The following is a 6,006-nucleotide window of genomic DNA, read 5'->3' on the forward strand; positions in this document are numbered from 1 at the left end:
GAGCGTAGCGTGCCCAAGCCAATAACAAGTGGCACGGTAGCGAACACGGACGCCGGTCGAGCGCGCAAAGCCGTCGGCGCGCGAAGGGTTCGGCCTCACAGACGCCGCGGCTGCGTTGCTTGACCTGCCAGCAAGGCAGGCGCTGCGCCTGCCTTGCCGCACCCTCGGTGAGGACTCGAACGCGAACCGCGAGAGGTTATGCAGAGCGTCCCTGGCCTGTGCGCGGCACGCCTATCCAAGGCGCGGCGGCAGCTCTGTGGCGGCTCGGCCGGCCGGCTAGAACGCCGGCCGCTGCAGACCGGCGGGATCAGACCCCGAGCCGTTCGCGCGGGTTGAAGTCCAGTTCCTGGGCCATGCGTTCGTAGACCGCCCGAGCCTTTTCGCTGTTCGCGGGCGGCAGGGCGATCCGTAATACCGCATACAGATCGCCGGGCGTCTTGCCCGGCATGCCGCGTCCACGTAAGCGCAGGCGTTTGCCGTCGCGCGAGTCGGGCGGGATACGCAAATCCACCGCGCCTGCGGGCGTGGGCGTTTTCACGATGGCACCCAGCGCGGCCTCCCAGGGCGCCACCGGCAGTTCCAGGCTCAGGTCGGCACCGTCGAGCGTATAGATCGGATGCGGCTTGAAGCCGATTTCCAGCAGTAGGTCGCCGGGTATGGCCGCCGTATTGCCGGCTTTGGCCTGGCCGGCCAAACGCAGCTGCTGGCCTTCACGGACACCCTTGGGAATGGTGACGTTGAGCGCACGCGAACGCTCTACCGTCTGACCGAGTTCGTTGACTTCGGGGGTGCGCAGCGTCACCCGCCGGCGTCCACCGGTGAAAGCGTCTTCCAGATCGAGCTCGACGCGGGCGATATGGTCCTGGCCGCGCCGCTGGCCGCCGAAGCCGGGCCCGAAGCCATGGGTACGACGCGCCGTACCGCCTGCACGAGCGCCGGCAAAACCGCGCCCGAACAGCGATTCGAAGAAGTCGCTGAAGGTCGCGCCATCGGCACCCGGCGGCGGCTCGGCATGCGCGCCACCGCTGAAATCGAAGCCATGATCCCAGCCCGGCGGCGGCTGAAAGCCGGTTTGCGCGCGGGCGCGGTCCGGGTCGATACGATCATAGGCCGCGCGTTTTTCCGGATCCTTGAGCACTTCGTAGGCTTCATTGGCCTCCTTGAAGCGGTCATCGGCGTCCACCTCGGTACTCACGTCCGGGTGGTATTTGCGCGCCATACGGCGATACGCTTTTTTGATATCGTCTTCCGAGGCGCTGCGCTCCAGACCCAGAATCTTGTAATAATCCTTGTATTCCAATATTCACCTCCGGTAAGCCCAGCTTGGGGGCTACCGTCATCAATGTATGGGCAGGGGCGACGGCTTCAATTGAAGCCGCGGGCGACAGGCCCTTGTTTACGCCGATAGGCTCTTATCGGCGGGGGTCGATTAAAAATGACCGCCGCCCCGTGCAAGCCGATCGCAGGGGCGTCGTGCGCCTGTCAAACCCCGCAAAAAAGCCGTATCGTTGCAGACAGTTTTTCGCGCCTGCATGGCCCGCCCATGTTTTCTTAACGACTCACCCGAGTCTTCAATGATCGATTATCTCAACGGTGTCGCCGAAGCCCACGCCGTGGATCCGCTGCTGTTCGTGCTGATCTACCTGGTGAGTACGGTACCGTTTCTACTGGTCAGCGGCTGGCTGTTCCACCACATTCGCAAGCAGCGCCCGCTGGCCCTGCTCACGTTCGTGTGGGCGCTTTGCTATACCGCGCCTTATTTGTACGTTCTTGCCGTGGGCCGGGATCTGCCCCTCTGGGTGTATGGCATGGTGGCACTTCTCATCGTCGGCGGCCTGTGGCTGGCCGCACGCGGGTTGATGCGGCGCCTGCGCCGGGCCGAAAACGGCTGATCGAAAAAACGCGACGGCTGGCTGCAGGCGCAGGCTGTTTTCACGCGGATGCCGTCAGCCGGTAGACGTACTCGTCGGCGCTTTTGACGCCGCGCTCTGCAAGCATGTTCTTACCACCGAGCCGCGCGCCGGTTTCGAGTATCTTGACCTCGCGGTAGGCCTCAAAAAGCGTGTTGACCTCTTCTTCGTCGACCGCAAAGGGTGGGCCGTTCATCTGGCTCTGGTCGTAATCCAGCGTAATCAGCAGGCCGGGTGCGTCGTCGTTCAGCAACGTAAACAGGTGCTCGACGTAGCGTGATCGCATCGTCTCGGGCAGTGCGATAAGTGCTGCCCGATCATAGAAGGCATCGAAGGGGCCCAGCGTCTGGCCGCTTGCCGCGAAGAAGTCGCCGACCAGTATTTCGATCGTGCCGGCACCGCAATCGGCGCGATAGCGCTCGAAGTCGTCGAGTTCGTCGCTGTCCGCGCTCAGATGCTGTTCGACGAAGAAGTCTTGGGCCGCGATGGGGCTGAGTTCGATGCCGGTTACCCGATGGCCGCGTTCGGCGAGCGTACGCAGGTCCGGCGTCTTGCCGCATAGGGGCACCAGCACGCGGGCGTCGGTGCCCATATCCAGCGTGGGCCACCACTTGTTGAGCATCGGGTGCCCGTCGGGCTGATGAAACGCGGTCTGTTGTTGCGACCAGCGCTTGTGCCAGAAATCCGGCTCCATGGGTGCTCCCTTGAGTCAGCAGGCCCGCCTCAATGCGTCGCATCGAGTTCGGGGTAATGGCGAAAGATACCGTTGTCATTGAACGCCATTCGACGCGCCGAGTCGAGGTAAGCCGCAATGCCCGGTCGTGCGGCCACGTTTTCCGTCAGCTCAATCACCCCGGGGATGGCCTGTGCGTGTTGCCGCATCGCCTTTGGAAACGCGTAGCGTAGGCCGGCCACGACATGAAACAGGCACAGGTCGGCGGTGCTGCAGGCATTGCCGACGAGCCAGGCGTCGCCGTTCGGATTGTGGGCAAGGACCTGCTCGAAATAGGCCAGAAACTTCGGCAGCCGCTGTTCCAGAAAGACCGCGCTGCGCCGGACCGCCTCCGCTTTTTGCTCTTCGTAGTAAAGACCCGGGCCAAGCGGGTGGTGGGTGTCGTGAATTTCGGCCACGAAATCGGTAAGCGTGAGTTGCAGGCCGTGGCACCACAGGCGACCGGCTTCATCCGCCGGTGCGAGGCCAAACCGCGGGCCTAGAAACTGCAGGATATTGGCCACGTGCGAGACTTCGATATCGCCGGCGCGCAGATAGGGCGGAGCAAAGGGCGGGCGAGGGTTATGCTCGAAAGCCAGCCCCTGGTCGACTCGCTCGGGCCCGGTCTCGGCGTCGTAGGCGATATCGATATAGTCCGCGCCCGCGTCCTCAAGGGCCAGACGCACGAATTCGCCGCGTCCGAGGATACCCGGCCAATAGTAAAGCTCGTAGCGCATGTCGCACACCGGTTTGCAAAACTTTGCACTTGCATCGCAGCAGAGCCCGATGCGGCGGTCAAACGGGGCGGTGTTGTCCGCTACGCGAATACGCGCTGAAGTTCATGCCGCACGCTCAGGGCAATCCGCAGGCGGGCTCTGGTATGTGCGGCTTTTGGTGATCAACCGTGTAACGACTTCGTTCTTCAAGACAAACCGCAGATTACACAGATGAAAAAGCGCGCCACGCGCGTCAGGCGACAGCAAACGACGCGGATCACCTGTTCTCGATTCGCGTGATCTGCGGACCGTTTCTTGCCGATAGTGCAAACCAAGCCAGCGCCCTTTGCGATCGATCGCCCACCGCGGCCGAATCAACGCACCAACGCAATCGGCGTATTTGCGGATAAACCGAGCCGCAGCCAGGACGGGGTCGCTCTGCGTGCCGACGCGCTAAAGCAGGCTCGGCTGCACGGCCTCTTCGCTGCCGTCTACGAAACCGGACAGGCCAACGCCGACCAGGCGATAACGCGTGCCTGGATCGGCCTCGACCCGATCGCGTAGCGCACAGGCGATTTCGGCCACTTCCGCCGCCGAGGTCGGCCGGCTGGGCGGGGTGAAGCTACGAGTGAGAATCTGAAAATCGGTGGTCTTGAGCTTGAGAACCACGGTACGGGCTACGCGTGGCAACTTGCGCTGATGATTGGACCAGGTCTTTTCGGCCAGGCGATGAATATGTTCGGCCAGTTCGTCCAGGCGCAGGTCCTGGCGCAGGGTGTCTTCGCTGGACACCTGGGAGGCATCGCGTCTGGGCTGCACCGGGCGGTCGTCGATGCCGCGGGCCAGCTCGTACAGTCGTCGTCCCCACCGCCCGTAACGCTCGACCAGTTCGGCCTGTTCGAAGGCGCGCAGGTCGCCGACCGTATGCACGTTCAGCGCGGCGAGCTTTTCCTTCATCTTGGGACCGACACCGGGCACCTTGCCGATCGCCAGCGGCAGCAGGAACGCGTCGATGCGGCGCGGCGTGACCACGAACTGGCCGTTGGGCTTGCGCCAGTCCGAGGCGATCTTGGCCAGGAACTTGTTGGGGGCGATGCCGGCCGAGGCGGTCAGCCCGGTGGCTTCGAGTATCTCGGCACGAATCACCCGCGCGGCTTCGGTGGCCGAGGGCATGTTCGTATGGGTGACGGTGACGTCGAGATAGGCCTCGTCCAGCGACAGGGGTTCCACGAGGTCGGTATGATGCAGGAATATTTCGCGGATTTGACGCGAGATGGCGCGGTAGCGATCGAAATGCGGGTCTACGAAGATCGCCTGCGGGCATAGCCGCTCGGCTCGTACCGCCGGCATGGCCGAACGCACGCCGAACACGCGGGCTTCGTAGCTGGCCGCGGTCACAACCGAGCGCAGCCCGCGCTTGGCCACCACCACCGGCTTGCCCTTGAGGCTGGGGTCATCGTGCTGTTCGACCGACGCATAGAAGGCGTCCATGTCCACATGCACGATCTTGCGCAGCGGCGCCTGCGCGACGTTGTCGCGCTGCGCGCTCATTGGGGGCGGCCAAGTAGCGCATGGCGCGCTACCATAACGGGCTTTATCGCCGGCCGTACGTCGGCCTGTTCGCTCATCTGAACGGCATCAATCATGGATCGTCCCCGCCATTTTACCCTGCGTTTCTCCTGCCCGGACCGGGTCGGCATCGTCGCCCGTGTCGCGAGTTTCTTTGCCGATCACGGCGGCTGGATTCTGCGGTCGAGCCAGCATTCGGATGAAGACAGCCAGCGCTTTTTCATGCGCGTGGAAGTGCGCGCCGATTCGCTCGACCTCGACGAGGCGGCACTGTGCGACCGGTTCGACGCGATCGGGCGCGAGTTCAACATGGACTGGCAGATCAGCGACAGCGCGGTGAAAAAACGGGTCGTGATCCTGGTGTCCAAACAAATGCACTGTCTCTACGACCTGCTCGAACGCTGGCAGTCGCGAGAGCTGGATATCGAGATTCCCTGCGTGATTTCAAACCACGACGACGCCCGCGGGCTGGTGGAGTGGCACGGCCTGCGCTATCACCACGTGCCGATCGACAAGAACAACAAGCCCGAGGCCTGGGCCGAAATCGAGCGCCTGTTCGTCGAAGCCGGCGGCGAAACCATGGTCCTCGCCCGCTTCATGCAGATTCTGCCGGCCGATCTGTGCGATCGCTTTCCCGGGCGTATCCTCAATATCCACCACAGCTTTCTGCCCAGCTTCGTGGGCGCACAGCCTTATCTGCAGGCCTACCAGCGCGGGGTGAAGCAGGTCGGGGCGACCTGTCATTACGTCACCCCGGAACTCGATCAGGGGCCGATCATCGACCAGGACGTCACCCGCGTGGATCACGGCGATACGGTTCGTGATCTGGTGCGCTATGGCAAGGACATCGAAAAGGCCGTGCTCGCCCGCGGGCTGCGTTATCACCTGGAAGATCGCGTGCTCGTGAGCGGCCGGCGCACGGTCGTTCTGTAACCGTGCGCCGGCTGCCAAGGCGCCTTGTCGCTACGCGCGGGGCGCCTGCTTGAGCGGCTCGCGGCCGACATAGTCCGCAAAGGCGATCGGCGCCGAGAGCAGTTCGTCGGGAATACCGAAGGCTTGGACGTAGGCCAGCGCGTCCGGGCGGATCTCACCGAGCATG

At 63.7% G+C, this 6,006-nt stretch carries 6 protein-coding genes; 2 read left to right on the plus strand and 4 right to left on the minus strand.

Going from position 1 to position 6,006, the window contains the following annotated elements:
- Positions 1-307: 307 nt before the first annotated feature.
- Positions 308-1,300 carry a DnaJ C-terminal domain-containing protein gene (locus ABNU97_RS16885; RefSeq protein ID WP_348767832.1) on the minus strand — a complete coding sequence of 331 codons (993 nt, stop codon included), beginning with the start codon at positions 1,298-1,300 and terminating at the stop codon, positions 308-310.
- 274 nt (positions 1,301-1,574) lie between these two features.
- On the opposite strand from ABNU97_RS16885, the gene ABNU97_RS16890 reads away from it, so the two are divergent.
- The gene (locus ABNU97_RS16890) at positions 1,575-1,892 is read left to right on the plus strand and encodes a hypothetical protein (protein ID WP_348767833.1); all 318 of its coding nucleotides are present in this window, start codon (positions 1,575-1,577) and stop codon (positions 1,890-1,892) included.
- Positions 1,893-1,932: 40 nt separating this feature from the next.
- Here the strand turns inward: ABNU97_RS16890 and ABNU97_RS16895 are convergent, their stop codons facing one another.
- The 3 genes from ABNU97_RS16895 to dinB form a co-directional block, all read right to left on the minus strand.
- Complete coding sequence (locus tag ABNU97_RS16895; protein ID WP_348767834.1) at positions 1,933-2,604, minus strand: thiopurine S-methyltransferase; 672 nt, start codon at positions 2,602-2,604, stop codon at positions 1,933-1,935.
- Between the two features lie 29 nt (positions 2,605-2,633).
- Positions 2,634-3,359 (minus strand): glutathione S-transferase, encoded by a 726-nt coding sequence (locus tag ABNU97_RS16900; protein WP_348767835.1) that lies wholly within the window; start codon positions 3,357-3,359, stop codon positions 2,634-2,636.
- Positions 3,360-3,791: 432 nt separating this feature from the next.
- Positions 3,792-4,853, minus strand: coding sequence for a DNA polymerase IV (gene dinB, locus ABNU97_RS16905; protein ID WP_348767837.1), 1,062 nt, complete (start codon positions 4,851-4,853; stop codon positions 3,792-3,794).
- Between the two features lie 129 nt (positions 4,854-4,982).
- On the opposite strand from dinB, the gene purU reads away from it, so the two are divergent.
- The gene (gene purU / locus ABNU97_RS16910; RefSeq protein WP_348767836.1) at positions 4,983-5,840 is read left to right on the plus strand and encodes a formyltetrahydrofolate deformylase; all 858 of its coding nucleotides are present in this window, start codon (positions 4,983-4,985) and stop codon (positions 5,838-5,840) included.
- The last annotated feature ends 166 nt before the right edge of the window (positions 5,841-6,006 follow it).

This window comes from uncultured Salinisphaera sp. (assembly GCF_964012375.1).
Taxonomy (GTDB): Bacteria; Pseudomonadota; Gammaproteobacteria; order Nevskiales; family Salinisphaeraceae; genus Salinisphaera.

Bases quoted from the DNA above. Each gene is read 5' to 3' on its own strand.
- ABNU97_RS16890 (WP_348767833.1), top strand. From the start codon at position 1,575: ATGATCGATTATCTCAACGGTGTCGCCGAAGCCCACGCCGTGGATCCG.
- ABNU97_RS16895 (WP_348767834.1), bottom strand. From the start codon at position 2,604: ATGGAGCCGGATTTCTGGCACAAGCGCTGGTCGCAACAACAGACCGCG.
- ABNU97_RS16900 (WP_348767835.1), bottom strand. From the start codon at position 3,359: ATGCGCTACGAGCTTTACTATTGGCCGGGTATCCTCGGACGCGGCGAA.
- purU (WP_348767836.1), top strand. From the start codon at position 4,983: ATGGATCGTCCCCGCCATTTTACCCTGCGTTTCTCCTGCCCGGACCGG.